The sequence below is a fragment of the Polynucleobacter sp. KF022 genome, from assembly GCF_027924105.1.
Taxonomy (GTDB): Bacteria; Pseudomonadota; Gammaproteobacteria; order Burkholderiales; family Burkholderiaceae; genus Polynucleobacter.
Window position 1 is genome coordinate 1,737,704 of sequence record NZ_AP026972.1, and the last position, 26,118, is coordinate 1,763,821.

Sequence of the window (26,118 nt, forward strand, 5' to 3'; positions counted from 1 at the left end):
CATCTGCTAAATCACCATACCTTAAGAATTAAATTGATAAGATGCATGTTTTAAATTGTATCGATTATGTTCGGCTTACGTAAAACCCTAGGATCCCTTTTCAAATCAAGCAAGGTTGATGAATCTTGGTTTGATACTTTGGAAGAATCACTCATACAAAGTGATGTGGGTCTTCCTACGACCGAACAACTCATCAGCAAACTACGTAAAGCAGCAAAATCAGAGAAGGCTTCCAGCCCCGAAGAGTTACAAGCGCTACTTATTCAAGAAGTCAGCACATTACTCACTGCTATTGAGCCTTCACTTAATCCACTCTTTACTGGCGATAAGCCTAACACTCCAGAGGTATGGTTGGTTGTAGGGGTAAACGGTGCTGGCAAGACTACAACTATTGGCAAACTCTGCCGACTCTTTCAGTCTCAAGGTAAATCCGTTCTCCTGGCCGCAGGCGATACCTTCAGGGCTGCTGCACGCAACCAACTTCAAGAATGGGGCGGACGCAATCAAGTGGATGTTATTACTCAAGAAGGTGGTGACGCTGCCGCGGTTGCGCATGACGCGATTCATGCGGCCATCTCACGTAAGAGCGATATTCTGATCATTGATACAGCAGGCCGCTTAGCCACTCAAGACCATCTGATGGAAGAGCTCAAGAAGGTAAAGCGCGTCATCGGTAAAGCCCTTCCTGGGGCGCCACACCATACCCTACTCGTCCTAGATGGCAACACAGGCCAAAATGGCTTAAGCCAAGTAAAAGCGTTTCATGCAGCCTTGGGGCTGACTGGAATCATCGTGACTAAGCTTGATGGCACCGCTAAAGGCGGCGTGATCTGCGCCCTTGCCCATACCCTACAAGAAGGCCCAAAACCCGCTGTTCTAGCCCTAGGCAAAGGTGAGGGAATTGATGATTTAGCCCCCTTCACAGCAGGGCAATATTCCTCTGAATTATTCAATTAAATCAGTAACTTATAGAGTTAAAAAACCATTAGCACTCTCTTGACAAGAGTGCTAAAATAGTACTCTATAAACACCTCATATCTATAAGAAAAATGGTTCAAAAGAAATCTGACAAACCGAATTTGCAAACGCTGCCAGTCGCGCAGACTGCGGCGGCGTCTGCATTTCCAATGCTGCCAACTCTTGGGGTTGGCACTCTCGATTCATACATTGCGTACGTTAATCGCGTACCGATGCTCAGCGCTGCGGAAGAGTTACATCTTGCGCAGGAATTTCGTCGCACAGAAAATGTTGATGCTGCTAAAACTTTAGTGCTATCACATTTGCGTTTAGTGGTTTCTGTTGCTCGTCAATATCTTGGCTATGGCATTCCACACGCAGACTTAATTCAAGAAGGCAATATTGGCTTGATGAAAGCAGTAAAGCGCTACGACCCAAACAATGGTGCTCGCTTAGTGTCTTACGCGATTCATTGGATCAAAGCAGAAATTCATGAGTACATTCTCAAGAACTGGCGCCTGGTTAAAACTGCGACCACTAAAGCACAACGTAAATTGTTCTTTAACTTGCGCAGCAATAAACCCACCTTAAGCGCTCTGACTCCGAGCGAAGTGGATGCTTTGGCTAAAGCACTTGATGTCAAAGGTTCTGACGTTAAAGAAATGGAAATGCGGCTTGCTGGCGGCGATGTTGCGCTTGAAGGCGATGACAGTGACGAGGAATCCGCTTATGCCCCTATTCAATGGCTAGCAGATAACTCCCAAGAGCCGACTGCTCGCATTGCCAGTGCTGAAGCAGATGCCCTGCAGGGTCCTAAATTAGATCAAGCACTGATGGCTTTAGATGAGCGCAGTCGCAATATTGTGCAATCTCGCTGGTTGGCGATGGATGCTGAAGGTAACGGCACCAAGACATTGCATGATCTTGCTGATGAGTACGGCATATCTGCTGAACGCGTTCGCCAAATCGAAACTGCAGCACTCAAAAAGATGCGTGGATTACTCCAGGCAGCCTAAATAAAAAAGGGTTCGATTAAGAACCCTTTTCATTTCTTACTTCAGTAGTTCTTTCAAATCATGCGCTAAGGTCTCAGGACCTTGTGCGTGTTTGATATATAAACGTAAGCGCCCTTCTGGATCAAATGCATAGCTACCTGCTGTGTGATCCATGGTGTACGAGCCTGGCTTGGTACCCGGTACCTTCTTGTAATAAATCTTGAAGTCTTTGGTGACCTTCTCTAAAGCAGCCTCATCCGCTGGACGCAAGCCTAAGAAACGCGGATCAAATGCAGGCACATACTGCTTCAAAATCTCCGCTGTATCTCGCTCAGGATCCACCGTCACAAAAAGCACCTGGACCTTGTCTGACTGAGGTCCTAAAAGGGTCATCACTTGCTGCATTTCAGTCAAAGTGGTTGGACAAATATCAGGGCACTGCGTGTAGCCAAAGAACATCACTACCACTTTGCCCTTAAAGTCAGCCAAGGTTCTCACCTTCCCATCTGGATCCAGCAAACTAAAGTCTTTACCAAATGCAGTGCTGCCGGTGATATCAATGTTTTTAAACTCTGGCTTTGGACTGCAAGCAGTTAATACAAAACACAGAATTGCCAGAAAGCAAACACGTAGAAAATTCATATGGATCTCAGAGGAAATAGTGGTCTATTAAGAGCGCCGCAAAGAGTAGCGATAAATAGGTGATAGAAAATCGGAATGTTTTTTTAGCCAAAGCATCGCTATAAGAAATAAATAGCGCAATCACATAAGCCAAGAACATCAAGCCGAGAACAATAGCTGATATTAAATACACCATACCACTCATGCCATAGATGTAAGGCAACATCGTAGCGGCAATCAAAATCAAGGTGTAAAGCACGATATTTAACAGTGTAAAGCGCTCACCATGTGTCACCGGTAGCATTGGCAAGCCCGACTGCACATAGTCATCACGGCGATACAAAGCCAAAGCCCAGAAATGTGGTGGCGTCCAAACAAAGATGATGAGAACTAAAAGCCAAGCCTCTGCAGAAAGCGTATTCGTTACTGCTGCCCAACCAAGGGCTGGCGGCATAGCACCCGACAAGCCACCGATCACAATGTTTTGTGGTGTAGCTGGTTTCAGCAACCAGGTATAGATCACTGCATAGCCAACAAAGGTAGCGAGTGTTAGCCACATCGTTAAGGGGTTGCAGAAATTCCACAAAATAATCATTCCGAGCGAGCCCAAAATGATAGAAAAAATAATGATGTGAAATGGTGTGACTTCACCAGTAGCGGATGGACGCCATGAGGTGCGCTTCATCTTGGCATCAACAGCTTGCTCAATTAAACAGTTCACCGCAAATGCTGCGCCGGCCAAAAGCCAGATACCCACAATGCCGCCAAATAACACTGGGTAAGGAACCATACCAGGCGTAGCCAAGAACATCCCAATCACCGCACAAAATACGGCGAGCTGAGTCACTCTGGGTTTGGTTAAAACCCAATATTGACGCCAACGTGGCATTGCCACAGGCGCGCTTGTTTTAGAGTCACTCATATTTATGCCATCTTCTTTTGAATGAAAGGCTTCCATGAGGCCCAATAACTCATTCTGACTAAACAGAATACCAAAGCAGCAGAGCCTGCGGTATGCAATAGAGCGGCTAATAAAGGCCACTGAAAGATCACATTCGAAATACCAGTCACGATCTGCAGCAGAAGTACAACTAACAACAACTTAGCCACCAAACCCAGACCAGATAAGACCGGAGTTGCTAACTGAAGCGCTTTAAAGCCTAAAGCGCACAACACCACTAACACCAATACCGCAAAGAGGCGATGCGCCCAATGGATGGTTTGCAGCGCTATGGGGGAGATAAATTCACCTTGAGCATTGAGTCCTAATTGGCGCCAAAGAGTAAATCCCTCACGCCAGTTTGTTTCAGGCCATACGCTACCCATACAAGTCGGAAAATCTGGACATGCTAGAACGGCGTAATTAGTACTCACCCAAGCGCCCAGAAAGACTTGGATAAACAGAACCGCGAAGGAAAAAGCAAGCAGTTGTGCGGGTAGCGGGCGAACGCGAATTGCGCGAATCGTAGAAGATTTTTCTTCCCAAGATTGTTGCGCATACAAAGTGAGGAAGGACAATAAAACCAAGGCCAACATCAAATGAATGGTGACAATAATGGGTTGCAACTTCAGGGTCACTGTCCAAGCGCCAAAGGCACCTTGCACGCAGACCAAAACAAGTAAACCGAGACTACCCAGCAAAGGATTTTTTCCTAAAGACTTGAGCTTGCTAAAAGCAATTCCCACCTGCACCAAAATTAGGGCGCCCACCGTCATTGCCAAATACCGATGAATCATCTCGATCCAAGCTTTGATAACCGTCACAGGCCCGGTAGGCATGGCGCTCTCGGCCCGCTGAATCTCACTGAGGGCATGAAATGGATTGGAGGTGCCATAGCATCCAGGCCAATCAGGGCAGCCTAAGCCAGAGTCAGTTAGACGTGTAAATGCACCGAACACAATCAGATCAAAAGTCATAAAGACTAATACCCAATTGAGTTTTTGGAAAAAGCTATAGCCCGGCTTTCTCCAAAGATAGAGCAAAGGCAGGCCCGCAAAAATAATTGCGATAGCTCCTAACTCTAAAAATAAAATCAAGCTCGGCATTACAAATTCTCGCCCTTATGATTTAACTTCAGGAGCTTTTCTAGATCTTTCTTCATGCCAGCGAACTCTTTAGGAGAGTTTGTCACTGGGAAGTACATCATCTTTGCGGGGCTTGGATCAACTAGCTGAATCTGCTGACCCGCACCTTCTTTATTTAACCAGGCCTCAAAGTCTGATCGGAGCTTAGGATCTGATGGCAGAGAAACAATTTTGAAGCCTGCAGCTTTTTCGTCATACGCTTTGGTTACTTCTGGATCAACAGGCTGACCATCGGTATTGATCCATAAAAGTTGTAGTCGGCCACCCTCTCGTCCCATGGCCACCTTTACTTGACGCATCAAAAATAAGGCTTCAATGCATTTTTCATCTCTCGCCTTACATTCGCCAGCAGGACGAGCAATTAATAGGCTCCACTTACCTTTTGTGGGCGTATCAAGCCATGCAGTATTGAACTCTTGAGCTGGGTAAACCAAAGTCCCCAAATTGGTTTTACCGCCAGCAGGCTTAATCACGTAATACGTAAAATACGATGCGATTACTGGAGAGGCGCAAGCTAGCAATAGCAATAGCATCTGAATACGACCACGACGGGTACGCGCATTAATAGCAGCAGAATCTACCTGTGATGCCGGAATTAATAACTCTTTATCACTCACCCTTGATCCCCATTCGCAAAACCCTGACGTTTATATTGCCGCAAACCTGTAATTAACCAAAATACGAAACCAGCAAAGGCCAAAGCAAACCACTGGAATGCATAAGCATAATGGCGATCGACTCCGCTTGTCAGAGGCGGCCACTCACGTAACAAACCATCATCCGAGCCGACCTCAACCTCACGCAAAATAAATGGGGCTTGCACCCAACTATGTAAATTACCTTCAGACACTAAGTCGAAATTTTGCTCAATCCTAGGCTTACTAGTATCAATAGGATTCTTGCTGCTACCTAACTCATAAACCTTGCCAGGCTGCGCAAAAACGATGCCTTCTACATTGACTATCCGATTTGGCGTTTGCACTGGCGGCAAGGACTCGCGATTTTCATTGTTGCGTGGCGCCCAACCCCTATTAACCCAAAGAATCTCATCCTTGCCCTCTAGCCTTAAAGGCATCATCAGATAGAAACCAGATTGCGAAGTAGTACTGCCGGCAGGAGGAAGGGGTCTTGGCCGGTTATCCAGCCAAATGGCCGCTTCGGGGATATATTGCCCTCTTGCAATCATACGGCGCTCACGAGCCTCTTCTAAAGCCCAAGGACCGGTATTCGCATTCAAGATAGGCATTTGTTGGCGAGCCAACAAATTGGCAGCCAAGGCAATTTTGGTATCAGCTCTACTCAGCTGCCAAATGCCCGCTCCACAGCCAATCGCAATCACGATCAAGGCTGATACAGTAGCAACTATGCGCTTTGTAATGAGAGCGGTAAAAAGACTATTCAAGGGATTTAATAATAAGGATTTGTGATGAAGTGGATTATTCCAATTGTCCTACTAATGATTGTTTTTAGCTTAGGATCAGCTCTGTATTACATGATGAAAGATAGGGGCAATAGCTCACGCATGGTCCACTCACTCATGCTGCGCATCGGGCTATCTATCGCACTGTTTGCCGGAATTCTACTGGCCCACTACTTTGGACTCATTGAGGCCACTGGAATTAAAGTCGGTACTAATTAAGCTTCGCCATTCTTCGGGGGCTTAAAAACAAATCGGGGCTTTAGGCCCCGATTTTTGTTATTACATCCAGTAAACAGCGATGTACAGACCAAGCCAGACTACGTCAACGAAGTGCCAGTACCAAGCAGCGCCTTCAAATGCGAAATGATGCTTAGAAGTAAAGTCGCCACGAATCATACGACGCAAGACAATCGCCAACATTGTGCCGCCCAGGAAAACGTGGAAGCCGTGGAAACCAGTCAACATGAAGAATGTAGAACCATAAATGCCTGAAGTCAGCTTCAAGTTCAGCTCATGATATGCATGGTAGTACTCATAAACCTGGAAGCCCAAGAAAACGATACCCAAACCAACAGTTGCAGCCAAGCCAATAATGGCTTTCTTCATGTGGTTTTCTACTAACGCATGGTGAGCGATAGTAATCGTTACACCAGAGCTCAAGAGCAGCAATGTGTTGATTGTTGGAATTGGCCAAGGACCCATGGTGGTGAATTTCTCAACTAAACCAGCAGGACCATCATTTGGCCAAACAGCTTGGAAATTAGGCCAAAGCAATTTGCTTTCTACATCACCCATCCAAGGCATCGCAATATTGCGTGCATAGAACAAAGCTGCAAAGAATGCGCCGAAGAACATGATTTCAGAGAAAATGAACCAAGCCATCGACCAGCGATAAGAGATGTCAACGTTGACACCGTTCTTGCCAGCATTGGATTCTGCAATCGTGTCACCGAACCAGTTATAGAGAACGTAGAGAACAAACGCAACGCCTGCAAGGGTCAAAGGTCCGCCCCAAGAGGCATGATTTACCCATCCAGAAATACCAAAGCCAAAAGCAATTAAGCCAAAAGCGGCCATTGCTGGATGTCTAGATAGTCCAGGGACGAAATAGTATGGGGTTGAATTGGATGACATCTTATTCTCTCTATTCAATCAAAAAATAATCAATGGGACACAACTACTTTCACTATCAACAGGAGGACGCCCATAAAAATCAAGGCGCCAATAACACCTGCAATGATAATGTGCACAAAACTCAATGAAGCAACATCTTCCTGCAAACCAGACTTCTTACGCACCCCCAAAAAGCCCCACATCACGGCTTTCATAGACTGCATAAAACTACTTTTCTTTTTCATGATGCCAACCTTGTTTTAGGTGCTGGAGGCGTATTACCTAAGCCCAATTCAAAGAAGGTATATGACAAAGTAATTGTTTTTACATCATCCGGTAAACCTGCATCGATCACAAAGACTACCGGCATCTTTTTTGTTTCTTTTGCTGCTAGCGTTTGCTCCTGGAAGCAAAAGCACTCTAATTTAGTAAAAAACTCCGTTGCACTTTTAGGCGCATAACTCGGTATTGCTTGTGCGCGTACTGGGCGATTCTGATTATTAGTTACTTCATAAACAATCTCTGTCATTTCACCAGGGTGCACTTCTAAAAAATTCTTTACTGGTTTAAAAGTAAACGGGCCACGGCTATTCGAATCAAACTCAATAGTCACCGTACGAGCATAGTTAACTTGGGTATTGCCAACCTTATTAGGGCTAAAGGCTCTGACACCATAGTCATTCTTGCTCGTTACGACATTAATTCCGGTGACCTCACATAAGGCCTTGTACATCGGAACCAAGGCATAACCAAAACCAAACATCATCACCGCTGCAATTAAGAGCTTCAACAAAATCTGGCGGTTAAGTGCTTGAGTTGTAACCATGTCTACAAGGGGTTAACCCAACAAGCTCCGTTTAATCACAATACCAATAAAAAAGACTGCTACTACGCTCAACAGAATGAAGCCCGTCCTGCGATTGCTCGCAGCAAGGGCTTGCTTTCCTGATGAATTAAATTCCTGCTTCACGCATCTGCTCTGCGCTAGGCGGAGTTTCAAAAGTGTGATGAGGCGCTGGTGACGGTACTGTCCACTCAAGACCCTTAGCACCATCCCATGGCTTCATCGGCGCTTTTTCACCTTGACCGCGGTAAGCCGGCATCACAACGAAGAGCAAGAAGTAAACCTGTGCCAAACCGAAGCCCAATGCGCCGATCGATGCAATCGCATTGAAGTCAGCAAACTGAGTTGGGTAGTCAGCATAACGACGTGGCATACCTGCCAAGCCCAAGAAGTGCATCGGGAAGAAGGTGATGTTAAAGAAAATCATGGAAGACCAGAAATGGATCTTGCCGCGAGTTTCGTTAGCCATGTAGCCAGTCCACTTTGGACACCAGTAGTAGAAGCCTGCAAACATCGCAAACAATGAGCCTGCTACCAATACATAGTGGAAGTGAGCAACAACGTAGTAAGTATCTTGAACACCAATATCAATTGGCGCCATTGCCAAGATCAGGCCCGTAAATCCACCCATGGTGAAAACGAAGATAAAGCCGATAGCCCACAACATTGGAGTTTCAAAGGTCATTGAACCTTTCCACATGGTTGCTACCCAGTTAAAAATCTTCACGCCAGTTGGAACGGCGATCAACATGGTTGCGTACATGAAGAACAGTTGACCTGTTACTGGCATACCAGTTGCAAACATGTGGTGAGCCCAAACGATGAACGACAAGATCGCGATGGATGCAGTTGCATAAACCATTGAACTGTAACCAAACAATGTCTTTCTGGAGAATGCTGGAACGATTTCACTGATGATTCCGAATGCTGGAAGAATCATGATGTAAACCTCAGGGTGACCAAAGAACCAGAAAATATGCTGGAACATGATTGGGTCGCCACCGCCAACAGCGGAGAAGAATGAAGTACCGAAATGACGGTCAGTAAGAACCATCGTGATTGCACCAGCCAATACAGGCATCACAGCAATCAACAAGTAAGCAGTAATTAACCAAGTCCAGCAGAACATTGGCATCTTCATTAATGTCATGCCAGGAGCGCGCATGTTCAAAATAGTTACGATGATGTTGATCGAACCCATGATCGATGAGGCACCCAATAAGTGGAGTGCAAAAATCGCCATATCCATGCCAGGGCCCATTTGTGAAGTCAATGGAGCATAGATAGTCCAGCCACCTGATGGAGCGCCACCAGGAACGAGGAATGAGCTCAACAATAATGTTGCTGCTACTGGAAGAATCCAGAAGCTAAAGTTGTTCATACGGGCAAATGCCATATCAGACGCACCGATTTGCAAAGGCACCATCCAGTTAGCAAAGCCAACGAAGGCCGGCATAATTGCACCGAACACCATCACCAAACCGTGCATGGTTGTGAGCTGATTGAAAAACTCTGGGCGCAAGAACTGCAAACCAGGCTGGAACAATTCCAAACGAATTCCCAAGGCCATCACACCGCCAGCTAGCAAGCTAACGAATGAGAAGATCAAATACATCGTACCGATGTCTTTGTGGTTGGTTGCGAACAACCAACGACGCCAACCATGTGGTGTGTGATCGTCGTGCGCATGGTCATGCGCGTGGTCGTGTGCGTGATCGTGGGTAGTAGAGACTGTGCTCATGAATTACTCCGGTTTCGTTTTTATCTGTATTTGTTAATCTGAATTAATTGCCGCGTGCAGTAATAATGTCTTGGGTCTGAATCACTTCACCCGTCTTATTGCCCCATGCGTTACGTGTGTAAGTCATTACTGAAGCGATATCGCCATCAGAAATCACGCCAGCCCATTTCGGCATTGCGCCCTTACCGTTAATGAGGATGTTGTATTGGCCAGCTTTAGGACCCATTACCACCTTGCTACCATCCAATGCAGGGAAAGCGCCCGCACCTTTGCCGTTAGGTTGATGACAAGCTGCGCAGTTTGCTGCGTAAACTTTTGCACCACGCTCTTTTTGCTCATCCAAGGTGTAAACCTTAGATGGATCATCACCAGCAGCGCCCATTTCTTTTTTCTTCTGAGCAACCCAAGCGGTGTAGTCATCTTGTGAAACTACACGCACAACGATAGGCATAAAAGCGTGCTCAGCACCACAAAGCTCAGAACACTGACCGCGGAATGTACCAATAGTCTCAGCTCTAAACCAGGTGTCACGCACGAAGCCAGGGATCGCATCTTGCTTTACGCCAAACGCTGGGATAGTCCAAGCATGGATAACGTCATTAGCAGTGGTAATCAAACGGATCTTTTTACCAACTGGCACAACCATTTCATTGTCAACTTCCATCAAGTAAGTGTTTGATTTCGGTGCCAAGTTATTGATTGCTTCGCGTGAAGTAGACAAAGTAGATAGAAAGCTAATGCCTTCACCTTCACCTTTGATGTAGTCGTAACCCCACTTCCACTGGTATCCAGTGGTCTTAATAGTGATATCGGAGTTAGTAGTGTCTTTCATTGCCACAACAGTTTTTGTTGCAGGCAAAGCCATACCGATAACGATGAGCAATGGAATCACTGTCCAAATAATCTCAACAGTTGTGCTCTCGTGGAAAGAGGCTGATTTATGACCCAATGATTTACGGTGCTTCAAAATGGAATAGAACATCACTCCAAAAACACCCACAAAAATTAAGGCGCAAATGACCAACATCATCCAATGCAACCAATGGATCTCTTGCATGATTTTGGTTGCAGCAGGCGCGAAATTTAGCTGATTGACAGCTGGGCCACCAGGCATGTTCTCTGCTGCATGAGCAAAAGCAGTGCCAAAAGCTACTGCGAAATAGAGCGAAGCCCTAGTGACTTTTCCAAATAAATTCATCTTATTCTCTGTTTATTGTCGTGAGCAAAGCAACAAAAATGCCGCGAATTGCCCAAAAAACGGTCTCAAGCCAATACATCCTGCCGTGATTATAGGGTTAATTAGGCGCAACAACAAACCGGGATAACCCAGCCTGATCCAATCTTGACCAAGGTTTAAATGATAGTAAGCACTTACACTTAAGCAGAATCTGGCCTAGTCTTGCGTCCAATTTGATTTAGATCAATATAGGCCACACTGTCTTTAGCCTTCGCAAGATGCTTTCCAATAGCCCAAGCATGCCCATAAACCACCTCTAGGGTGAGTTTTTGCGGCAAAACTTGCGTTTCTGGGGCCTTAAAAGGGGTGGGATCAATGAGGTTTAGAGCGGCAATATCGACCAACAAAAGACTCTCGCTCTCATAGTCCAGGGTCAAGTACTCCATATCCATTACTGGATCAGAAAATCTCTCTGCTAGCAGGGCATCCCCCATGTCGTGCATATCCCAGGGGCTCAACAGATTTTTAAGTCTTAACTCGGGAAGGGTTGGCGAACGCAATTCTTTTCCAGTATCAGGTCCCAAATAACTAAATGCGATTAAACCGCCCTCGCGCAGAACGCGCCAACACTCTTGTAGAAAGTGCTTTGGGTCTTCCAGATCCTGCAACAGAAGATCGCTAAAAACTAAATCAACAGAATTGTCTGGAATATCAAATCTTCCAGATGATAAGTAGCTTGCCAATGAAGCAGTACGACTCCCGAATATGGATCGCCAATTACTGATAGCTTTAGCACGCCACAGTTGAAACGCAGAAACACTTTTGTCCGAAAGACTCCAAATGCGCGCCTTTGGATACCGCCTTGCAAACGTATGCAGATGTTTTCCGGCGAAGTCTGGAACTATCAAAATATCTTTTACATCGAGCTTAACAATGTCCAACTTTTGCAGCATGCGATCTGCAATTTCGTCTTGTAACCATCTGATGGGCTGGGTCATTGGCTCAGTATACTCAGCGCCCCATGCGATTTCCAGAGAACATTTTCCAAACAATTTTTGAACAACTTTTGCCAACTGGATGCATTGTTTGTCAAAAATTCCAGAAATACTCCATTTGCAACTACTGCCTGGATATTGTGAGCAATGAGGGGATATTTAATTATCAAAGTTGCGATCAATGCGGTCTCGCACTCCGACCTGAGGAAATGGCCTTGCAATGTTGTGCGTCATGCCAATTATCCAACCCCTACTTTGATGAAACCTACTGTTTAGATCGGTACACAGGGATTCTTCAAGTGCCATTGCATGAATTTAAATATCAAAAGCGGATTGCTTTTGGGTGCGCACTTAGCGACGTGTGGAACAAACTTCTGTCATGGCAACTTAAAGATATTGATGCAAGTTATTTATTGCCCGTACCACTCAGCACTCAAAAGTTAGCGCAACGTGGTTTTAACCAAAGCTGGGAAATTGCCAAACGAATTCATTGCGGTAGGCACATTCAAAAATCACCTTACATGCTTTGGCGTCATCATTATTCAGAACATCAAGCTGGTAGCAATCTTGAAAACCGATACCTATCAACTAGAGGTATGTTTTATGTTCAGCCAAAGCACATTGAGCAACTACAAAATAAAACGGTCATTGTTTTTGATGATGTTATGACTAGCGGGGCAACTCTTAATGAAATTGCCCGCATTCTGAAGGACAATGGCGTATCTCGTGTTATCAACTGGGTACTTCTCAGAGCTGTACGACCAATCTAAAGAGTGCGACATGTTTAATATTGTTTTGTTCGAACCAGAAATTCCCCCCAATACTGGCAACATCATTCGCCTCTGTGCAAATACCGGTGCAAAGTTGCATTTAATAGAGCCTCTTGGATTTCCAATGGAAGATGCAAAGCTACGCAGGGCTGGTTTGGACTATCACGAGTTCGCAAGTGTAAAAGTTCATCAAAATTGGGCGCAGTTTTTAAAAGATGAGAAGCCAGATCCTGAGCATCTCTTTGCGTTGACTACCAAAGGATCAGGAAAGTTTCATGAAGGCAAATATTCCCTTAATGATTACTTTGTATTTGGCTCAGAAACCAAAGGTATTACTGATGAAGTGAGAGATTCCATTCCTTCAAGTAATCGCATGCGCTTAGCAATGCAAGATAGCAGCCGTAGCTTGAACTTATCAAATACTGTAGCAATAGTGGTTTATGAAGCATGGCGCCAAAATGGGCTTACTGGCGGTCAATAAAACAGCTTAACTAGTAAAGCTTACGATTCGATTTTTGGATCGCGTCCCATCAGTTTTTTAACGGCCTCATGCGGCATCAGCTTTCCAGATAACACTTCGCCCATCATGGCTGTAATGGGCATTTCCACACCCAGACGCTTAGCAAGATCTCCAACAGCTTGGGCGCATAGAACACCCTCAGCAACGTGACCAAGACTAGCCAGTATTTCTGGCAATGATTTGCCAGCAGCTAACTCGAGACCAACACGGCGGTTGCGAGATAGGTCACCTGTGGCGGTCAAGATTAAATCTCCAACACCAGTAAGACCCATACAAGTTTCAGATTTACCGCCAGCAGCTTTTACTAAGCGCATCATTTCTGCCAGGCCACGTGTTAGCACTGCAGCACGAGCATTCAAACCTAAATCTAGGCCATCACCAATGCCAGCTGCTATGGCAAGAACATTCTTAACAGCGCCACCCAACTCAACACCCACCAAATCATCGCTTGAGTAAACGCGCATATTTCCATGATGGAAAGCGGCTTGGACTATCTCACAAAGCTTGGTGTTTTTGCTTGCAACGGTTAGCGCGCAAGGCATGCCTGCACCAACTTCACGAGCAAAACTTGGGCCAGACAAGGCGCCATACGAATGCGTTAAGCCATGTGAGTGAAGCTTGCTTTCACGTTCGACAACCTGATGGGGCAATAAAGCAGTATTGGGCTCTAGGCCTTTACATAACCAAATAATATTGAGTGGATGCTCAGCAACCTTCAGCACTTGAGCCATCGTTTCAGAAAGACCTGACATTGGCGTAGCAATGACTAAAAGGTCATCACTAGAAAGCCTTTGAATCGCAGCAGAAAAATCGCTCTCAAACGTTAGCCCTTTGGGCAATTGAACGCCTGAAAGATAGTCACGGTTCTCACCGCTCTTTTGAATATCTTGTAATTGGTCTTTGCTGCGAGACCATAAACATACATCTCCCTCTTGGAGGTGGCGGGTGGCTTGCGCAGCCATCGCCGTCCCCCATGCACCAGCACCAAGAAGCGTTACTTTCATGATCTGAGTGCTTACTGAATAAGACTAGTGAGGAAGAATGATTTTGCTCTCATCAGCAGCATCATCCTTCTTTTCTGATGCTGCTTGTTGAGCCTGCATCAAGCGATGCTCATACATGCCATGGAAATTAATCTCATTCAAATGTATCGGCTGGAAACCTGCACGACTAATAGCATCGGCAATGTTGGAGCGCAAATAAGGATACAAAATGGTTGGGCATGTAATGCCTAGCATTGGATCAACTTGCTCAACGGGAATATTGTTGAACTCAAAAATACCAGCTTGCTTTGCCTCAACTAAGAACAACACCTTTCCCTCAACTTTTGCAGTGACAGTTGAGCTCAGGGAGACCTCAAAAATCTCGCTGCTGACAGGAATAACTGAAATGTCGACCATGACCTCTACTTGAGGCTCGGCTTGAACTAATAAAATTTGTGGCGAATTTGGCTGCTCTAGAGACAAATCTTTCAAATAAATGCGTTGAATACGAAATGACGGCTCTTTTGAGCTATCAATACCTTCTTGAGGTGCGGAAGATTGTTCAGTCATTGCTAACTTTCTGTTGTATTGAATTTATTAAACTAAAAGTGGATCGAGCTTGCCTGCTCTATCTAAGGCAACCAAGTCGTCATAGCCACCTACATGTGTATCACCAATATAAATTTGGGGAACTGTGCGGCGTCCAGTGCGAGCCATCATGGCCTCACGCTGGGATGGGTCACGATCAATCAAGATCTTTTCTAAGTTGGCAACACCTTTTTTGATCAATAGCTTTTCTGCCATGACGCAATATGGGCAAACCTGAGTGCTATACATTGTTACTGGAGGCATTAATTTCTCCTTACTTCACTAGAGGAAGAGCTGCTTCTTTCCAAGCCTGAACACCGCCATCCAATACACCTACTTCAACAAAACCCAGTTTTCGAGCTTCAGCAAGGTGCTTGCGGGAATGGGCGCCAGTTTCACAAACCAAGACAACTGGAAGCTTACGGTCTAACTTAAGCTTTTCAATGGCAGCAGTCAAACCAGATTCATTAACAAATTTGGCACCAGGCAGATGTCCGGCCTTAAAGAGCTCTGCAGTGCGCAAATCGAGCACATAAGCTTTGCGACGGTTAATCCAAATCGTTGCCTCAGTAGGCGACAAGCCTTTTCCGCCAATAAGCGTAGATAATGTAGGTAGGAAAAGCGCTGCGCCCGAAACCAACAGAAGGGCAATAAGCGCTAAATTATCAATTTGCGTGAGAAAGTTCATCACCGGATTATAGAATGGCTCTATGAAACAACTTGTCCTTATTCGTCATGGCGAATCCGCCTGGAACCTTGAAAACCGCTTCACTGGCTGGGCGGACGTTGACTTAACCCCAAAAGGTGCAGAACAGGCCCTAGCGGCAGGTGCAAACCTCAAAAAAGCAGGTTACGAATTTGATATCGCCTACACCTCGGTTTTAAGGCGTGCGATTCGCACTCTCTGGAACGTCCAAGACACCATGGATTTGATGTGGCTGCCCGTTGTGCATAGCTGGCGTCTCAATGAGCGTCACTATGGAGCGCTCACCGGACTCAATAAAGCAGAAACTGCAACAAAATATGGCGATGAACAAGTTCATATTTGGCGACGCTCATATGATGTACGTCCACCATTGCTCGAACATGAGGATGAGCGCAACCCCAAAAACGACCCTCGTTATTCAAAACTAAATCCTTCTGATATTCCATTAGGTGAGTGCCTGAAAGACAACGTTGATCGTGTATTGCCATTGTGGAATGAATCTATTGCGCCCGCACTGAAAGCAGGCAAGCGTGTTCTCTTAGTAGCACACGGTAATAGTATTCGCTCACTAATTAAATATTTAGATCAAATGTCTGATGAAGCAATTATGGAAGTCAATGTTCCTAATGGTGTGCCACTAGTTTACGAATTAGATGATGACCTCAAACCTATTCAACACTTTTATTTGGATTAAAGCAAAGAGCTATGCGCCAATTTCTAAAGAATTTTGCACTGATCGCCGTTGGTCTTATTGCTGGTGTAGCAGCCACGATCCAGCTTTCTGCGACCGCCCAGCAAGGCTCTCAGCTCCCGCTGGATGAGCTGCGTACACTTTCTAACGTCTTTGCGCAGATCAAGCGTGAGTATGTTGAACCGATTGAAGATAAGCAATTATTGACAGATGCAGTCAAGGGAATGGTGAGCAGTCTTGATCCACACTCCACCTTCTTAGACAAAAAAGATTTTTCAGAAATGCAGGAGCAAACCACCGGAAAGTTTGCTGGCCTTGGAATTGAAATTACCTCCGAAGATGGAGTAGTAAAAGTATTAAATCCCATTGAAGATAGTCCTGCTGCACGCGCAGGTCTCCAAGCGGGAGATTTAATTACACGTCTCGATGACAAACCAGTGCGAGGTATGTCTCTCGACAAAGCAGTCCGTACTATGCGCGGTACACCAGGAACCAAAATTACATTGACAGTGTTTCGTAAGAGTGAAGAACGTAGCTTTCCAGTAACCATCACTCGCGCAGAAATTAAAGTTCAATCTGTCAAAACCAAAATTCTCGACAACGATATTGCTTGGGTACGTATCACGAGCTTTCAAGAGCGCACCGTTCCTGATCTTGCTAAGAAATTAACCGATATCGCCAACCAAGATCCAAAACTCAAGGGCATCATTCTTGACCTTCGTAACAATGGTGGCGGCCTATTACAAGGCGCCGTAGGAGTCGCAGCTGCATTCTTACCCGCCGATGCCATTATTGTGTCCACTAAAGGCCAGTCCCCTGATTCGAAGCAAGTATTCAATGCCACGCCAGCTATGTACCGTCTCAATGAGCCAGGCGACCCCCTAGCTGGAGTCCCGGCGATATTTAAAAAGCTTCCAATGGTAGTTTTGGTAAATGCCTATTCCGCTTCCGCTTCTGAGATTGTGGCTGGCGCACTCCAAGACTACAAACGTGCAACCATCATTGGAAAAACCACTTTTGGTAAGGGCTCAGTACAGACTGTTCGCCCCCTAACGAATGATTCAGCACTCAAAATTACTACCGCTTACTACTACACCCCGAGCGGTAAGTCGATTCAGGCTTTTGGCGTTAAACCAGATATTCCAGTAGATCAAAATAAGGATGGCGATCCAGATGATGTATTGATCACCCGTGAAATTGATAGCGAGAAGCACCTGCGTAATAAGCAATCTGCTGAAGACAAACTGATCAAAGATCGTGAGCAACGCCGCCTCGAAGAGCTACAACGTATTGAAGAAAAAAATGCCAAGAAAACTCCTGAGGAAAAAGAGAAAGACAAAAATAAGAAGCCCACTGAACTTGGTAGTGCAGATGACTTCATGCTTTCTCAAGCAGTGGCCTTTATTAATGGTCAGCCTGTAAAACGCTCATCATCCAAACTCGAATAATCTTAACGCGCATGAATGATGAGCAGTTACTTCGCTACTCAAGGCATTTACTGCTAGAGGAAATTGATGTTGCTGGCCAAGAAAAACTGCTGGGCTCGCATGTATTGGTCATTGGCGCAGGCGGCCTAGGTAGCGCTGCTGCACCTTACTTAGCGGCTGCAGGAGTAGGTCACATCACCCTAATGGATCATGATGCAGTAGAGCTTACGAATTTGCAGCGCCAAATCATGCATGTCGAAAGTAGTATTGGCAAAAGTAAAGTTGCCTCTGGAAAAGAGTTTCTAGAGCGCCTAAATTCCACCATTCAAATTGAAGCTATTCAAGCTAAAGCGACTAATTCCCTCCTGGATGAGTTATTGCCGAGTGTGGATGTAGTGTTAGATTGCACAGATAATTTTTCAACAAGGCACCTCATTAATGCTGCCTGCGTTAAAAACCAAACCCCATTGGTTTCAGGGTCAGCGCTTAAATTTGATGGTCAAGTGAGCGTCTTTGATCCACGCAACCCAAGCTCACCTTGCTATGCCTGCATATTTTCTCCAGATGAGCAATTTGAAGAAGTTAGCTGCTCAAGCATGGGCATCTTCTCACCACTGGTCGGAATTATTGGTGCTATGCAAGCAGCTCAAGCTTTACAAGTTTTGATTGGTTTCGGTGAAACCTTGATGGGGCGTATGTTGCTTTGGAATGGGCGGACAACCCAGATTGATGAAATCCGCATTAGCCGCAATGCCGAATGTTCGGTGTGCGGCACGGCACACTAAACCCCTAGGACAGCAATCGCTCTAAAGCCTTGGCTTGTTCTTCGGGCTCATAAGCTCTTAAGACCCTGCCTATGCGGGCTTTTAGTAAACCTACATTAGCTTGCAAAATCTCGCGCTTCACCAATAGCAGCTGACTAAAGTGCATTGAAAAATCGGTCAGGCCCAGCGCCAACAATAGCCTTGTTAACGCAGGATCGCCAGCCATCTCACCGCAAACTGCCACGGGTACATTGGCGCGTTTAGCTTGCTCAATGATGTTTGCCAATAAATTCAATATCGCTGGATGCAGCGGATCATATAAATGTGCAACCGCGTGATCTGCCCGATCGATCGCCAAGGTGTACTGGATTAAATCGTTAGTGCCGATAGATAGAAAATCAAAGCGATTAATAAATAATGGCAACACTAATGCGGCAGCCGGAATTTCAATCATGGCACCAACTTGAATATTGGGATTGAATGCTTTGCCACGTTGATGTAATTGTTGCTTTGCTTTTTCAATCAATCTAAATGTTTCATCGATTTCTTTAGCATGCGCCAACATCGGAATCATGATGCGAGCTTGACCATGCGCTGACGCACGCAAGATCGCTCTCAGCTGCGTTAAGAATATTTCAGGCTCAGTAAGGGACCAACGAATCGCCCGCAAACCCAGTGGTGACGTGCCAGTTTGAGAAATATCGCCACTGCCACCTAAAGCTTTATCAGCGCCAACGTCAATCGTTCTGATATTGACGGGTAAGCCGTGCATTAAATCAACGACACGGCGATATTCTTGGTACTGTTGTTCTTCATCAGGTAAAGCTTGCTTGCGATCCATGAATAAGAATTCAGAGCGAAATAGACCAACACCTACAGCACCCAACTTCACAGCCTGAATAGCATCTTCTGGTAATTCGATATTGGCAAATAACTCAATCTCTACACGATCAGCTGTTTCAGTTTTTGCATGCTTTAACTGCTGAAGCTTACGAGCCTCTTTTAAAACTTGAGTTTGTAGCTTGCGATATTCAGACAAGAGTTGCTCATCAGGAGCAACTACAACAACGCCACGCTCGCCATCCAATACCAGCCAGTCGCCGTGACGGATCATTTCACTCGCGTGGCGAACTCCTACTACTGCAGGAATCTCCATGCTACGAGCCACAATGGCAGTGTGCGAGGTCTTACCACCAAGATCTGTTACAAACCCTGTAAAGGCATGCTCTTTAAAACGCAACATATCGTGCGGAGCAATATCGTGAGCAACAATAATGGACTCCACACCGATTTCACTGCCAGGCAAGAAATCAGAGTCATTCAAAGAGTCTTTTTTCTGCGCATTTAACGCTTTAATAACACGCTCAGCAACCTGCCGTATATCGTTAGCGCGCTCTTTTAAATACGTATCTTCAATATCTGCAAATTGCTCCAATAGATCATTGAGTTCAGTCGTTAAAGCCCAAGCGGCATTTAATCTTTGAGTACGAATTAACTTAATTGGCTTCTCAGCTAAAGCAGGATCAGCCAAGATCATGCCGTGTACATCTAAAAATGCTGCCATCTCTTGTGGCGCATCCTTTGGCAAACCCTGACGTAGTTGCTCCAGCTCTAGACGCACTTGATCAAATGCATCTAATAATTTTTGGGCCTCAGCCTCTTCTTTGCCAGCCTCAACCAAATGATGGCTAACTTCTAATGCTGCGCGCGAAATCAGTACGGCCTTGCCAATGGCAATGCCTTTCGATACTGGAATTCCGTGCAAAGCAAATGTCATGCTAATTACTCACCTTCACCAAAACGATCATTAATTAATGCTGTAAGGGCCTGCATTGCCTCATCTTCCTTTTCGCCAACAGTCTCAAGAGTCACAGTGCTGCCAATACCTGCTGCCAACATCATGACACCCATGATGCTCTTAGCATTAATTTGACGCCCATTACGTGACAAGAATATTTCACAAGGAAACTGCGCAGCCAACTGAGATAGCTTTGCGGAGGCGCGAGCATGTAAACCCAATTTATTAATGATTTCGATTTCTGCAATAGGCATTGTGGGATGAGCCCTTTTTAATCTTGGTTTACTTTTGAACCCAGGCGCAAGATTCCATGCTGCCCGCCAACTAATGCCTTTTGTGCAAGCTCTTCTAGACTCTCGCCGCGATGAGAGATGCAGCGCATCAACATCGGAAGGTTAAGTCCCGCCAACACAATCACTGGGGCATTTAATCCTGATAAGGGACCCAAAGCCTCTAACTTAGATGCAACATTGGCAGGGGTGGCTCCCATGACGTCTGTCAGGATGAGTACACCATTGCCGGTATTGACACCATAAGCAGCCTTCAGCACGCGATCAAAGCTAACCTTGGTGTCCTCGTGCGGAGGAATATCTACCGCACGCACTCTTTCAGGTACTACACCAAAGGTATGCTCTGCAAATCCCAACATTGCGCTCGCAACAGGTGTGTGAGCAACGATGACAATTCCAGCCATATTTATGCCAATGCTTTCTCTAGTATTGCCAACCAAAATTTTGGAACATCAAAATTACTTTGGTCGGTAATTTCAACAAAACAAGTCGGACTAGTCACATTAATTTCAGTGAGGTAGCCGCCAATTAAATCCAATCCAACTAAGAATAATCCACGCTGATTAAGTATTGGCGCCAATTTTTCAGCAACCTTTATTTCAGTCTCAGTTAAAGGCATTGCAACGCCTTTGCCACCAGCCGCTAAATTTCCGCGGATTTCACTACCTTGAGGAATACGGGCCAATGCAAAAGGCACTACCTCGCCACCAATTAATAAAACGCGTTTATCGCCCTGGGCAATCTCCGGAAGAAAACGTTGAACCATCAGCGTTCTCGCGCCATTTTCACCAAGCGTTTCCACGATACTAGCGAGATTAAGCCCATCGGCGCCTACCCTAAATACGCCCATACCACCCATACCATCCAAGGGTTTGATGACGATATCTCGATGAATTTGATGAAAACGTTCTACAGCATCCAATTCACGCGTCACTAAAGTAGGTGGAATAAGCTCTGGAAACTCAGTGATAGAGAGTTTCTCTGAGTGATCACGAACCGCACTTGGCTCGTTAAATACTTTTGCACCTTGACGAACTGCTGCTGACAGCAACCAAGTTGTATTGAGGTATTCAATATCAAATGGTGGATCTGTACGCATGAGCACTGCTGAAAAAGATTTCAGTGCTCGAGACTCAATATCGCCCAAATCATACCAATTAGTAGAACTAGGTTTGATTGCCAAAGATTGGCAATCAGCTACAACCAAGTTATCTCTCCACAAAACATTGCTGCTTTGACAAAACCACAATTGATGTCCTGCCTCTTGCGCAACGCGCATCATTGCAAGCGTGGAATCTTTTTGAATCTTGAAAGATTCAAGAGGGTCTGCAATAAAAAGAAGGTCCATTTTTGCTATTGAGAGATTAGCGTTTCATTTATGCAGCTTCAGCATCTGGATCAGTGCGCTCTAATTCCAATGATGCGGCAAGGAGAGCCAAACGGGCAACCACGCCATATAGATAAAAGCGATTAGGCGCTGCACTACCTGGCTTAGCACCTAAATCAGGCATAGAGTTTTGCTCAAATGCCAACGGTACAAAGTGCATGCCAGGGGCATTGAGATTTTCATCTGGGCCACGATCGGTATGTACTCGATAGAAGCCGCCAATGACGTAACGATCAATCATATAAACAACTGGCTCAGCAACGGCTTCATTTACTTTTTCGAAGGTATAGACACCCTCTTGAATCAATACATCGCTGACTTCAAGGCCTTCCTTAACCACACTCATCTTATTGCGGTCTTTGCGGTTCAAACCCTTTAACTGCGCAGGATCATTCACCACCATGATGCCCATACCGTAAGTCCCAGCATCTGCCTTCACTACAACATAAGGCTTTTCTTTAATGCCATATTCGCGGTATTTCTTCGCAGTCTTTTTCAATACCTGCTCAACTGCAGTTTGCAACTCATCTTCGCCCTTGCGCTCGTGGAAATTAATATTTGAGCAACTTGAGAAATATGGATTGATCATCCATGGATCAATATCAACTACTTTGGCAAATTTCTTTGCTACCTCTTCGTAAGCAGCAAAGTGATTGGATTTACGACGAACGTGCCAGCCCGCATGCAGGCCTGGCAATAGATATTGCTCGTAAATATTCTCCAGAATCGGAGGTATACCTGCTGATAAATCGTTATTCAACAAAATGGAGCAAGGATCAAAATCTTTTAAGCCTAAGCGCTGCTTCTTGAGTCCCAAGCGCGATAGAGGCTCCATTAATAAACGATTCCCATCAGGCAACTCAATCCAAGTAGGCTTCTTAATTTCTTCGGAGAAAGTGCCGAGGCGAACGTTCAATCCAGCTTGACGCAAAATGGAAGACAAGCGAGCAATATTTTGCAAATAGAAAGTATTGCGAGTATGACGCTCAGGAATTAACAATAAGTTTTTGGCTTCTGGACAAATCTTCTCGATTGCGGCCATTGCAGCTTGCACAGCTAAAGGCAACATCTGCGGAGATAGGTTATTAAACCCACCTGGAAATAGATTGGTATCTACCGGAGCCAGCTTAAAGCCAGAATTACGCAAATCCACCGAACAGTAAAACGGCGGAGTATGTTCTTGCCATTCCAGCCTGAACCAACGCTCAATGGTTGGGGTCGCTTCTAGAACCTTTGACTCTAATTCGAGCAAAGGGCCGCTGAGTGCAGTAATGAGATGTGGAACCATTCCACCATTGTAAGATTATTAAAAGAAAGACGCGGGATCCGAGGATCCCGCGCTTAAAACTAGGCAGCCAACCAAGGCCGCCTAGTGAGGGGTAATCTACTAATTAAGACTCGTAAGCAGACTCACCGTGTGAGCTGATATCCAAGCCTTCGCGCTCTTGATCTTCCTTAACGCGTAAACCAATCACGATATCGACTAATTTGAAGGCAATATATGAAACTACGCCTGACCAAATTAAAGTCACAATCACGCCTTGGCTTTGGATCCAAAGCTGGCTAGCGATAGAGTAATCAGGGGCAACAGCATTTGCTACATAGTCCCAGATACCTGTTCCGCCGAGCGCTGGATCAGCAAATACGCCGGTTAACAAAGCGCCCAAGATACCGCCAACGCCATGCACACCAAATACGTCCAAGCTGTCGTCTGAACCCAATATTCTCTTGAGACCAGAAACACCCCACAAGCAAACTACACCAGCAGCAGCACCGATAGCGAGAGCACCCATTGGACCAACAAAGCCAGCAGCAGGAGTAACAGCAACCAAACCAGCTACGCAACCAGATGCAGCGCCCAACATGGAAGGCTTGCCTTTTGTAATCCACTCAGCAAATGACCAACCCAATACTGCAGCGGCAGTTGCCAACAATGTATTTACGAAAGCTAATACTGCACTGCCATTTGCTTCGAGAGCTGAGCCAGCATTGAAGCCAAACCAACCAAACCACAAGAGTGATGCGCCAATCATGACGAATACCAAGTTGTGTGGCTTCATTGCTTCTTTGCCGTAACCCAAACGCTTGCCAACTACGTATGAACCCACCAAGCCTGCGATCGCAGCATTGATGTGAACAACAGTACCGCCAGCAAAGTCGAGAACACCCTTCTGCCACAACCAGCCAGCACGCGCTGTAATTGCTTCGAGTGATGCAGCATCTTTGATGTCATCTGGACCAGGCCAGAACCAGACCATGTGAGCGATTGGCAAATAGCTGAAAGTAAACCAAAGAATCACAAACAAAATGATCGCGGAGAACTTCGCACGCTCAGCAAATGCACCAACGATCAAGCAGCAAGTAATTGTTGCGAATGCAGCCTGGAAAGCCATAAATACAAACTCAGGAATAACAACGCCCTTACTAAAGGTGGCCGCTACTGAATCAGGATTCATGCCTTGCAAGAACAAACGATCTAATCCACCAATAAACGCCCCGCCTTCGCTAAACGCAAAGCTATAGCCATAAAGAGACCATAGAACCGTTACTAATGAAAAGATAAACATACACTGTACGAGTACAGACAGAATGTTTTTGCTACGTGTTAAACCGCCGTAGAACAAAGCCAAACCAGGCAGAGTCATCAAAATTACTAATGCGGTACACACTAGCAACCAAGCTGTATCTGCTTTATTGCACTTTTCAGAGCAAAGGACTGGAGCAGGCTCTGCAGCAGCAGGCGTTGCAGCAGGAGCTGTTACAGCTGGCTTTTTAACTTCATCAGCATGCGCTGGCGAAGTAACCATCACACCAGTAGCGCCAATAGCCAAGGCCATAGCACCACTAGCAACGAGTCGTTTCATCCAAGTTAACATTTTGAACCTCTCTTTAAAGTGCTGACGCGCCGGTTTCACCGGTACGAATACGAATGACGTGCTCAACTGGTGAGACAAAAATCTTGCCGTCACCAATCTTGCCAGTACGCGCAGATTTTTCAATTGCTTCAATCGCGCGCTCCAAGATGCCATCTTCAACAGCAGCTTCAATTTTTACTTTAGGCAAAAAGTCGACAACATACTCAGCACCGCGATACAACTCAGTGTGACCTTTTTGACGACCAAAGCCTTTAACCTCAGTGACGGTAATGCCCGAAACTCCAACTTCTGAGAGAGCTTCGCGCACTTCGTCAAGCTTGAATGGCTTGATGATTGCGGTAATTAATTTCATACGTTTCTCCGTTCAGAGGAAATAATTAAAATACTTTTGTGAGAGAAACTACAGCACCTGGACGACCTGCAGAACTAGTCATAACTCCAGTTGTTGTGCTTGACCATGTGTTCCACCAGACTGGATTTGCATTGGTGCTTACATAAGCAGCTGAAAGAGATAAGCCTCCCCCAAAGTCTTTAGTTGCGCCAACCTTAAAGTCTGTATAGCTAAGATTGTTTTGGCCTTGCAACAATGGACCGCTTGTAACAGGCTGACCAGCAACGTATTGATAGCCAATGTGTCCATTCAAGCTAATACCCCAAATGCCAGTGTCATAGTTTGCTGTGAGATCTGGATAAACAGAACCTGTACTATTTGGGATACCAAAGATGTTTGTTAATGAATAGTTCACCTTAACAAAACCAGTAACCGGGCCAAACGTAAAGTTTTGAGCGGCGTACAGTTCTGTTGTATTTGGATTCAACATCATGGCGTTATAGTTGCCGCCAGTTTGTGGATAGTAGTACTGCAATACACCAAAGTCAGAAGCAAAACCTTCAGCAATTAACTCTTTCTTAAAACCACCGTAGAAGTCCATTTCAATCGGCGCTTTAACTCCGTTATTTGTAGTATTAGCCACCCAGTTAATTGTGCTGTTCCAGTTGCCGATATAGAAACCACTCTCATGGGCATAATCAAAGCCACCCTGAATTGCTGGTTGATAGTTTGTTTGAGAAATACCACGGTAGCGATAGTCATTAGTGATCGACACGTTTGCTGTAACCGGGCTCACTTCTGGAGCCTCCGCTGCAGGAGCAGTTTGCGCAAATGCTGCGGTTGCAAATAAACCAGAGGCTGCTAGAGCGATGGCTGTCTTTTGAATTGTTTTCATTTAAAACTCCTAAGTGATCATGAAAAGGGAAAAATGCTTATTGCATGGAGTGATCATGAAGGTCGGCCCTTTTTTGAATTTCTGCAGATTCACCTAATTAATGCTTATGCACTTTTTTGGTGCTTACTATTGCACCTGATGAGT

The 26,118-nt window shown here is 45.5% G+C and carries 32 protein-coding genes; 8 read left to right on the top strand and 24 right to left on the bottom strand.

Translation table 11 applies throughout. The features are described from left to right. Window positions 1–66: 66 nt before the first annotated feature. Window positions 67–957 carry a signal recognition particle-docking protein FtsY gene (gene ftsY, locus PKF022_RS08930; RefSeq protein ID WP_281776663.1) on the top strand — a complete coding sequence of 297 codons (891 nt, stop codon included), beginning with the start codon at window positions 67–69 and terminating at the stop codon, window positions 955–957. 92 nt (window positions 958–1,049) lie between these two features. Further along, a complete protein-coding gene (gene rpoH / locus PKF022_RS08935) occupies window positions 1,050–1,973 on the top strand; it encodes an RNA polymerase sigma factor RpoH (protein WP_281776664.1) in 924 nt (307 codons plus the stop codon). A 36-nt stretch (window positions 1,974–2,009) separates the two neighbouring features. Here the strand turns inward: rpoH and PKF022_RS08940 are convergent, their stop codons facing one another. From PKF022_RS08940 to PKF022_RS08960, 5 genes are read right to left on the bottom strand one after another with little or no spacing between them, the layout of a single operon-like run. Further along, window positions 2,010–2,594: an SCO family protein gene (locus PKF022_RS08940; RefSeq protein ID WP_216230942.1), complete on the bottom strand. Its 585-nt coding sequence runs from the start codon at window positions 2,592–2,594 to the stop codon at window positions 2,010–2,012. Between the two features lie 7 nt (window positions 2,595–2,601). Continuing rightward, on the bottom strand, window positions 2,602–3,495 hold the full coding sequence (cyoE, locus tag PKF022_RS08945; RefSeq protein WP_216230943.1) for a heme o synthase: 894 nt from the start codon (window positions 3,493–3,495) through the stop codon (window positions 2,602–2,604). 2 nt (window positions 3,496–3,497) lie between these two features. Continuing rightward, entirely contained in the window at window positions 3,498–4,619 is a 1,122-nt protein-coding gene (locus PKF022_RS08950; RefSeq protein ID WP_281776665.1) for a COX15/CtaA family protein, read from the bottom strand. Next, entirely contained in the window at window positions 4,619–5,275 is a 657-nt protein-coding gene (locus PKF022_RS08955; protein WP_281776666.1) for a hypothetical protein, read from the bottom strand. The genes PKF022_RS08950 and PKF022_RS08955 overlap by 1 nt, the downstream gene beginning before the upstream one ends. After that, entirely contained in the window at window positions 5,272–6,060 is a 789-nt protein-coding gene (locus tag PKF022_RS08960; RefSeq protein WP_281776667.1) for an SURF1 family protein, read from the bottom strand. Before PKF022_RS08960 ends, PKF022_RS08955 begins: the two co-directional genes overlap by 4 nt. Window positions 6,061–6,084: 24 nt before the next feature. Between PKF022_RS08960 and PKF022_RS08965 the strand changes: the two genes are divergently transcribed. After that, on the top strand, window positions 6,085–6,297 hold the full coding sequence (locus PKF022_RS08965; RefSeq protein WP_215348025.1) for a twin transmembrane helix small protein: 213 nt from the start codon (window positions 6,085–6,087) through the stop codon (window positions 6,295–6,297). A 60-nt stretch (window positions 6,298–6,357) separates the two neighbouring features. Here PKF022_RS08965 and PKF022_RS08970 read toward each other — a convergent pair whose 3' ends face one another. The 7 genes from PKF022_RS08970 to PKF022_RS09000 form a co-directional block, all read right to left on the bottom strand. After that, on the bottom strand, window positions 6,358–7,212 hold the full coding sequence (locus PKF022_RS08970; RefSeq protein ID WP_281742433.1) for a cytochrome c oxidase subunit 3: 855 nt from the start codon (window positions 7,210–7,212) through the stop codon (window positions 6,358–6,360). Between the two features lie 29 nt (window positions 7,213–7,241). Further along, window positions 7,242–7,436, bottom strand: a complete 195-nt coding sequence (locus tag PKF022_RS08975; protein ID WP_068319664.1) for a DUF2970 domain-containing protein — start codon at window positions 7,434–7,436, stop codon at window positions 7,242–7,244. Then, complete coding sequence (locus PKF022_RS08980) at window positions 7,433–8,017, bottom strand: cytochrome c oxidase assembly protein (protein ID WP_216230947.1); 585 nt, start codon at window positions 8,015–8,017, stop codon at window positions 7,433–7,435. Before PKF022_RS08980 ends, PKF022_RS08975 begins: the two co-directional genes overlap by 4 nt. Window positions 8,018–8,029: 12 nt before the next feature. Next, on the bottom strand, window positions 8,030–8,161 hold the full coding sequence (locus PKF022_RS08985; protein ID WP_281776668.1) for a cytochrome oxidase small assembly protein: 132 nt from the start codon (window positions 8,159–8,161) through the stop codon (window positions 8,030–8,032). Next, a complete protein-coding gene (ctaD, locus tag PKF022_RS08990) occupies window positions 8,145–9,776 on the bottom strand; it encodes a cytochrome c oxidase subunit I (RefSeq protein ID WP_281776669.1) in 1,632 nt (543 codons plus the stop codon). Before ctaD ends, PKF022_RS08985 begins: the two co-directional genes overlap by 17 nt. 43 nt (window positions 9,777–9,819) lie before the next feature. Continuing rightward, the gene (gene coxB / locus PKF022_RS08995) at window positions 9,820–10,974 is read right to left on the bottom strand and encodes a cytochrome c oxidase subunit II (RefSeq protein ID WP_281776670.1); all 1,155 of its coding nucleotides are present in this window, start codon (window positions 10,972–10,974) and stop codon (window positions 9,820–9,822) included. A 179-nt stretch (window positions 10,975–11,153) separates the two neighbouring features. After that, on the bottom strand, window positions 11,154–11,951 hold the full coding sequence (locus PKF022_RS09000) for a methyltransferase domain-containing protein (RefSeq protein WP_281776671.1): 798 nt from the start codon (window positions 11,949–11,951) through the stop codon (window positions 11,154–11,156). Here PKF022_RS09000 and PKF022_RS09005 point away from each other — a divergent pair. Both PKF022_RS09005 and trmL read left to right on the top strand, forming a co-directional pair. Beyond that, window positions 11,951–12,718 (top strand): ComF family protein, encoded by a 768-nt coding sequence (locus PKF022_RS09005; RefSeq protein ID WP_281776672.1) that lies wholly within the window; start codon window positions 11,951–11,953, stop codon window positions 12,716–12,718. The two genes, PKF022_RS09000 and PKF022_RS09005, sit on opposite strands and share 1 nt — an antisense overlap. Window positions 12,719–12,728: 10 nt before the next feature. Beyond that, a complete protein-coding gene (gene trmL, locus PKF022_RS09010; RefSeq protein ID WP_281776673.1) occupies window positions 12,729–13,199 on the top strand; it encodes a tRNA (uridine(34)/cytosine(34)/5-carboxymethylaminomethyluridine(34)-2'-O)-methyltransferase TrmL in 471 nt (156 codons plus the stop codon). Between the two features lie 20 nt (window positions 13,200–13,219). Here the strand turns inward: trmL and PKF022_RS09015 are convergent, their stop codons facing one another. The 4 genes from PKF022_RS09015 to PKF022_RS09030 are packed head-to-tail and all read right to left on the bottom strand — an operon-like array spanning window position 13,220 to window position 15,497. Then, complete coding sequence (locus PKF022_RS09015; protein WP_281776674.1) at window positions 13,220–14,242, bottom strand: NAD(P)H-dependent glycerol-3-phosphate dehydrogenase; 1,023 nt, start codon at window positions 14,240–14,242, stop codon at window positions 13,220–13,222. 24 nt (window positions 14,243–14,266) lie between these two features. Then, entirely contained in the window at window positions 14,267–14,791 is a 525-nt protein-coding gene (gene secB, locus PKF022_RS09020) for a protein-export chaperone SecB (RefSeq protein WP_281776675.1), read from the bottom strand. 27 nt (window positions 14,792–14,818) lie between these two features. Further along, window positions 14,819–15,073 (bottom strand): glutaredoxin 3, encoded by a 255-nt coding sequence (gene grxC, locus PKF022_RS09025; RefSeq protein WP_216230956.1) that lies wholly within the window; start codon window positions 15,071–15,073, stop codon window positions 14,819–14,821. 10 nt (window positions 15,074–15,083) lie between these two features. Then, window positions 15,084–15,497, bottom strand: coding sequence for a rhodanese-like domain-containing protein (locus PKF022_RS09030; protein WP_216230957.1), 414 nt, complete (start codon window positions 15,495–15,497; stop codon window positions 15,084–15,086). 22 nt (window positions 15,498–15,519) lie between these two features. Here PKF022_RS09030 and gpmA point away from each other — a divergent pair, with 22 nt between their 5' ends. The 3 genes from gpmA to PKF022_RS09045 are packed head-to-tail and all read left to right on the top strand — an operon-like array spanning window position 15,520 to window position 18,418. Next, window positions 15,520–16,209 carry a 2,3-diphosphoglycerate-dependent phosphoglycerate mutase gene (gpmA, locus tag PKF022_RS09035; RefSeq protein WP_216230958.1) on the top strand — a complete coding sequence of 230 codons (690 nt, stop codon included), beginning with the start codon at window positions 15,520–15,522 and terminating at the stop codon, window positions 16,207–16,209. 11 nt (window positions 16,210–16,220) lie between these two features. Then, window positions 16,221–17,654, top strand: coding sequence for a S41 family peptidase (locus PKF022_RS09040; protein ID WP_216230959.1), 1,434 nt, complete (start codon window positions 16,221–16,223; stop codon window positions 17,652–17,654). 11 nt (window positions 17,655–17,665) lie between these two features. Beyond that, window positions 17,666–18,418, top strand: a complete 753-nt coding sequence (locus PKF022_RS09045; protein ID WP_281776676.1) for a HesA/MoeB/ThiF family protein — start codon at window positions 17,666–17,668, stop codon at window positions 18,416–18,418. A 4-nt stretch (window positions 18,419–18,422) separates the two neighbouring features. On the opposite strand, the gene ptsP is transcribed toward PKF022_RS09045, so the two are convergent. From ptsP to PKF022_RS09085, 8 genes are all read right to left on the bottom strand, one after another. Next, on the bottom strand, window positions 18,423–20,174 hold the full coding sequence (gene ptsP, locus PKF022_RS09050; RefSeq protein WP_281776677.1) for a phosphoenolpyruvate--protein phosphotransferase: 1,752 nt from the start codon (window positions 20,172–20,174) through the stop codon (window positions 18,423–18,425). A gap of 5 nt (window positions 20,175–20,179) precedes the next feature. After that, a complete protein-coding gene (locus PKF022_RS09055; RefSeq protein ID WP_216230962.1) occupies window positions 20,180–20,449 on the bottom strand; it encodes an HPr family phosphocarrier protein in 270 nt (89 codons plus the stop codon). Between the two features lie 17 nt (window positions 20,450–20,466). After that, the gene (locus PKF022_RS09060) at window positions 20,467–20,889 is read right to left on the bottom strand and encodes a PTS sugar transporter subunit IIA (protein WP_216230963.1); all 423 of its coding nucleotides are present in this window, start codon (window positions 20,887–20,889) and stop codon (window positions 20,467–20,469) included. A gap of 2 nt (window positions 20,890–20,891) precedes the next feature. Next, on the bottom strand, window positions 20,892–21,833 hold the full coding sequence (gene gshB, locus PKF022_RS09065; protein ID WP_281776678.1) for a glutathione synthase: 942 nt from the start codon (window positions 21,831–21,833) through the stop codon (window positions 20,892–20,894). 28 nt (window positions 21,834–21,861) lie between these two features. Beyond that, window positions 21,862–23,160: a glutamate--cysteine ligase gene (gene gshA, locus PKF022_RS09070; protein WP_068319708.1), complete on the bottom strand. Its 1,299-nt coding sequence runs from the start codon at window positions 23,158–23,160 to the stop codon at window positions 21,862–21,864. 103 nt (window positions 23,161–23,263) lie between these two features. Continuing rightward, a complete protein-coding gene (gene amt, locus PKF022_RS09075; protein ID WP_216230965.1) occupies window positions 23,264–24,748 on the bottom strand; it encodes an ammonium transporter in 1,485 nt (494 codons plus the stop codon). Between the two features lie 13 nt (window positions 24,749–24,761). After that, window positions 24,762–25,100, bottom strand: a complete 339-nt coding sequence (locus PKF022_RS09080; protein WP_011903792.1) for a P-II family nitrogen regulator — start codon at window positions 25,098–25,100, stop codon at window positions 24,762–24,764. 25 nt (window positions 25,101–25,125) lie between these two features. Then, on the bottom strand, window positions 25,126–25,974 hold the full coding sequence (locus PKF022_RS09085) for a TorF family putative porin (protein WP_216230966.1): 849 nt from the start codon (window positions 25,972–25,974) through the stop codon (window positions 25,126–25,128). Window positions 25,975–26,118 lie beyond the last annotated feature (144 nt).

Coding starts and splice junctions, on each gene's coding strand:
- ftsY (WP_281776663.1), top strand. CDS start 67: ATGTTCGGCTTACGTAAAACCCTAGGATCCCTTTTCAAATCAAGCAAG.
- rpoH (WP_281776664.1), top strand. CDS start 1,050: ATGGTTCAAAAGAAATCTGACAAACCGAATTTGCAAACGCTGCCAGTC.
- PKF022_RS08940 (WP_216230942.1), bottom strand. CDS start 2,594: ATGAATTTTCTACGTGTTTGCTTTCTGGCAATTCTGTGTTTTGTATTA.
- cyoE (WP_216230943.1), bottom strand. CDS start 3,495: ATGAGTGACTCTAAAACAAGCGCGCCTGTGGCAATGCCACGTTGGCGT.
- PKF022_RS08950 (WP_281776665.1), bottom strand. CDS start 4,619: ATGCCGAGCTTGATTTTATTTTTAGAGTTAGGAGCTATCGCAATTATT.
- PKF022_RS08965 (WP_215348025.1), top strand. CDS start 6,085: ATGAAGTGGATTATTCCAATTGTCCTACTAATGATTGTTTTTAGCTTA.
- PKF022_RS08970 (WP_281742433.1), bottom strand. CDS start 7,212: ATGTCATCCAATTCAACCCCATACTATTTCGTCCCTGGACTATCTAGA.
- PKF022_RS08975 (WP_068319664.1), bottom strand. CDS start 7,436: ATGAAAAAGAAAAGTAGTTTTATGCAGTCTATGAAAGCCGTGATGTGG.
- PKF022_RS08980 (WP_216230947.1), bottom strand. CDS start 8,017: ATGGTTACAACTCAAGCACTTAACCGCCAGATTTTGTTGAAGCTCTTA.
- ctaD (WP_281776669.1), bottom strand. CDS start 9,776: ATGAGCACAGTCTCTACTACCCACGATCACGCACACGACCACGCGCAT.
- coxB (WP_281776670.1), bottom strand. CDS start 10,974: ATGAATTTATTTGGAAAAGTCACTAGGGCTTCGCTCTATTTCGCAGTA.
- PKF022_RS09000 (WP_281776671.1), bottom strand. CDS start 11,951: ATGACCCAGCCCATCAGATGGTTACAAGACGAAATTGCAGATCGCATG.
- trmL (WP_281776673.1), top strand. CDS start 12,729: ATGTTTAATATTGTTTTGTTCGAACCAGAAATTCCCCCCAATACTGGC.
- PKF022_RS09015 (WP_281776674.1), bottom strand. CDS start 14,242: ATGAAAGTAACGCTTCTTGGTGCTGGTGCATGGGGGACGGCGATGGCT.
- secB (WP_281776675.1), bottom strand. CDS start 14,791: ATGACTGAACAATCTTCCGCACCTCAAGAAGGTATTGATAGCTCAAAA.
- grxC (WP_216230956.1), bottom strand. CDS start 15,073: ATGCCTCCAGTAACAATGTATAGCACTCAGGTTTGCCCATATTGCGTC.
- PKF022_RS09030 (WP_216230957.1), bottom strand. CDS start 15,497: ATGAACTTTCTCACGCAAATTGATAATTTAGCGCTTATTGCCCTTCTG.
- gpmA (WP_216230958.1), top strand. CDS start 15,520: ATGAAACAACTTGTCCTTATTCGTCATGGCGAATCCGCCTGGAACCTT.
- PKF022_RS09040 (WP_216230959.1), top strand. CDS start 16,221: ATGCGCCAATTTCTAAAGAATTTTGCACTGATCGCCGTTGGTCTTATT.
- PKF022_RS09045 (WP_281776676.1), top strand. CDS start 17,666: ATGAATGATGAGCAGTTACTTCGCTACTCAAGGCATTTACTGCTAGAG.
- ptsP (WP_281776677.1), bottom strand. CDS start 20,174: ATGACATTTGCTTTGCACGGAATTCCAGTATCGAAAGGCATTGCCATT.
- PKF022_RS09055 (WP_216230962.1), bottom strand. CDS start 20,449: ATGCCTATTGCAGAAATCGAAATCATTAATAAATTGGGTTTACATGCT.
- PKF022_RS09060 (WP_216230963.1), bottom strand. CDS start 20,889: ATGGCTGGAATTGTCATCGTTGCTCACACACCTGTTGCGAGCGCAATG.
- gshB (WP_281776678.1), bottom strand. CDS start 21,833: ATGGACCTTCTTTTTATTGCAGACCCTCTTGAATCTTTCAAGATTCAA.
- gshA (WP_068319708.1), bottom strand. CDS start 23,160: ATGGTTCCACATCTCATTACTGCACTCAGCGGCCCTTTGCTCGAATTA.
- amt (WP_216230965.1), bottom strand. CDS start 24,748: ATGTTAACTTGGATGAAACGACTCGTTGCTAGTGGTGCTATGGCCTTG.
- PKF022_RS09080 (WP_011903792.1), bottom strand. CDS start 25,100: ATGAAATTAATTACCGCAATCATCAAGCCATTCAAGCTTGACGAAGTG.
- PKF022_RS09085 (WP_216230966.1), bottom strand. CDS start 25,974: ATGAAAACAATTCAAAAGACAGCCATCGCTCTAGCAGCCTCTGGTTTA.